2 protein-coding genes and 1 pseudogene are annotated in these 2,877 nt (G+C 63.1%); all 3 read right to left on the reverse strand.

The genetic code is table 11. The features are described 5' to 3' along the window. The coding region (locus Q0H50_RS09125; protein WP_294421649.1) for a putative DNA modification/repair radical SAM protein at positions 1-1,201 on the reverse strand (1,201 nt) is incomplete at its 3' end. Between the two features lie 87 nt (positions 1,202-1,288). Further along, on the reverse strand, positions 1,289-2,248 hold the full coding sequence (locus tag Q0H50_RS09130) for a 4Fe-4S cluster-binding domain-containing protein (protein ID WP_294421650.1): 960 nt from the start codon (positions 2,246-2,248) through the stop codon (positions 1,289-1,291). Between the two features lie 337 nt (positions 2,249-2,585). Further along, a pseudogene (locus Q0H50_RS09135) lies at positions 2,586-2,877 on the reverse strand (hypothetical protein); the annotation flags it as partial.

The following is a 2,877-nucleotide window of genomic DNA, read 5'->3' on the forward strand; positions in this document are numbered from 1 at the left end:
ACTCCACTCCGTTGCCTTGGTACTTCCCGTTGCAGGTGATGAAATAACGGGCCCGTTTAAAGGCGATTCCCAGCTTTCGAAGCTCACCTTCCCGCAAGCACGAGCTACGTCGAGCACGCACGATCAAGCGCGCTCCCCGAGGGCCTATCCCCGGTACGCGCAGCAGCACCTCCAAGGGCGCGGTGTTCACCTCCACCGGGAACAGGTCCAGATGGTTTACCGCCCATGCGGCTTTCGGGTCCACATCCATCTCCAAGTTCGGCACATCGGCGCTGATGATCTCCGAAACGTCGAACTTGTAGTAACGCAGCAGCCAATCAGCCTGATACAGCCGATGCTCGCGGTTCAGCTGCACCGCGGTATTCTGCGGCAGGCGTTCATCGGAGCTTACCGGCAGATAGGCGCTGAAGAACACGCGCTTGAGCTGCAGGGTCTTATACAGCGCCTGCGATAAATTGAGAATTTGAAAATCGGTTTCGGGCGTAGCCCCTATGATCATCTGCGTGGATTGCCCCGCCGGCACGAACGCCCTGGCACGCTCCCGAGGCCGAGTGGAAGGCAGATACGTTGTGCTACGACGAGAAATCCCGCGCGATTCCCGATCCTGCGCCATGTTGTCCCGGATCTGCCGCATAGGGGCTATGATGCGCTGCTTGGTTTTCTGCGGGCATAGCAAACTCAAGCTTGTCTGACTGGGCAACTCGAGGTTGACGCTCATGCGATCCGCAAGATGGCCAAGCCTATCGATAAGCTCTGGAGACGTTCCCGGCACGGCCTTCGCATGGATGTATCCGCGAAACCTATGATGGTCGCGCAGCAATCGCAGCGTGCGGATCATAAGCTCGGTGGTATGGTCGGGCGACCCGATGACGCCCGAGCTGAGAAACAGCCCTTCGATATAGTTGCGACGATAAAACGCCATGGTAAGGTCGGCCAGCTCTTCGGGCGTGAACGCGGCGCGAGGCACCTCGTTGCTGCACCGGTTGACGCAGTACGCGCAATCGTACACGCATACGTTGGTCATGAGCACCTTGAGCAGCGAGATGCAGCGGCCGTCGGGCGTGAAGCTGTGGCAACACCCGGCGCCCAGGGCATTGCCGATATAGCCGGCCTTCGAGCCGCGCTGCAACCCCGACGATGTGCAGGCGACATCGTATTTCGCCGCATCGGCAAGGATCTCCAGCTTCTCCTGCACATCCATAGCAGCCCCTTCCACAAACATCCGTACGTATAGTATCCGCATACTATACTCGTACGCTTGTTCGTGGTCAAGAACGTTTGTGCGATATTATCGCGGCACCCCGGTCAAATCGAACGCGGGGATGAAGCTGTCCTGGGCCGCCCCGCCCTGCTGCCAGAAATAGTCGTCGATCCCCAGCGAGTCGGCGTAGTCCAAAAGCCGCTCGTACTCGGCATCGGATACGCGTCCGCCCAGCTCAGGGCAACGCCGAAGCTGACGCTGCGCCCAGGCATCGCCGGCAGTGGCAGCGTCCGCCAGCACTGGCGTGTACTGATTCATCAGCGACAGCAGCACATCGCCGCCGAAACGCTCCCACACCGTGCGCACCACACGCTTGGAATCCTCCAAGGCACCGGGCAGCATCAGATGGCGAACCACCACCCCGCGCGTGAGGCGCGGCTGCCCGTCCACCTCGTCGCCCTCGGGAGTGCCCACGCAACGCACCATCTCCTCAAGCGCCGCCATTGCCGCCTCGGGATAGTCGGGCGCAGCGGAATAACGGCGGGCAAGATCGCTTGAGCAGTACTTGAAATCGCTCAGGTACACATCCACCGTGCCCACGTTGTCCCGCACGGCCTGCACCGTCTCGTAGCCGGAGGTGTTCCACACCACGGGCAGCGCCAGGCCGCGCGCGCGGGCGCGGGCAACGGCGGCGCGGATATGAGGCGAATAGTGCGTCGGGGTGACGAAATTGATGTTCAGCGCCCCCTGCTGCTGCAGGTCAAGGCACATATCCACCACATCATCCACCGTGACGGGCACGCCAGCGCGCCCGTCGGCGATCACCTGGTTCTGGCAGTACACGCATCGAAGCGGGCAGTTCGAGAAGAATACGGTGCCGCTGCCGCGAGAACCGCTGATGGGCGGCTCCTCCCACATGTGCAGCGCCGCACGGGCCACCACCAGCTCCCCTTGCGCCCCGCACACGCCGCGCTCGCCGGCGGCGCGGTCGGCGCCGCACGCCCGCGGGCACAGCCGACAGCAAGCCAATGCTTCTTCGAACTCCATAGCAGCCCCTTCCCCGCTTCTCCACGCGATCGCCCGTTGAAGCCGCTCGCACGCGCCACTGCCTGCTGCGACATAGCGCTCGCCCTGCCAAAGGACGGCCCAGCCACCTAGCCGACGAAACAGATCCGCATCCCACAACCCGGCTCTGCGGCGCACGGCTGCAGCATCCACGCAGATCGAACAAATGCGCAATCGCCCACACCATTAAAAAGGACCCGCAACGCGCAACCCCCGCCTGCGGCGGGCGACGGCGTCTCAGCACCTGTACCCATCCAAACAGCCGGGCCGCCTTGCGGGCCCTGAAACAACGCTCATTCGCCCTTAACGGGCGAAGCGCCTAGTTGAAACCGGGATAAGCCCCCGTCATGCCGTCGTCGTCCATGATGCCGGCATCGCCGAAATCGTCGCCCCAGTCGGCATCCTCGTCATGGTCGTGATCATGATCGCCGTAGGTCTGCTCGGCGCGGGTCCAGTCCAGGCCCTCCTTCGCGCATGCATCCTCCTCGCGATACACCAAGGACAACGCCGAGGGCGCCTTGTCCGACCCGCCGATGATGGCCAGAAGCTCCAACAGGCGCTGAACGGCCTCGGCCTGCGGCAGGATGAGGTCGGCGTCGTCGGCGGTGGTC

It is taken from the genome of uncultured Senegalimassilia sp. (genome assembly GCF_934632265.1).
Lineage (GTDB): Bacteria > Actinomycetota > Coriobacteriia > Coriobacteriales > Eggerthellaceae > Senegalimassilia.

What these genes read in the sequence shown, in the direction of transcription:
- Q0H50_RS09130 (WP_294421650.1), bottom strand. Translation starts at nt 2,248, where the DNA reads ATGGAGTTCGAAGAAGCATTGGCTTGCTGTCGGCTGTGCCCGCGGGCG.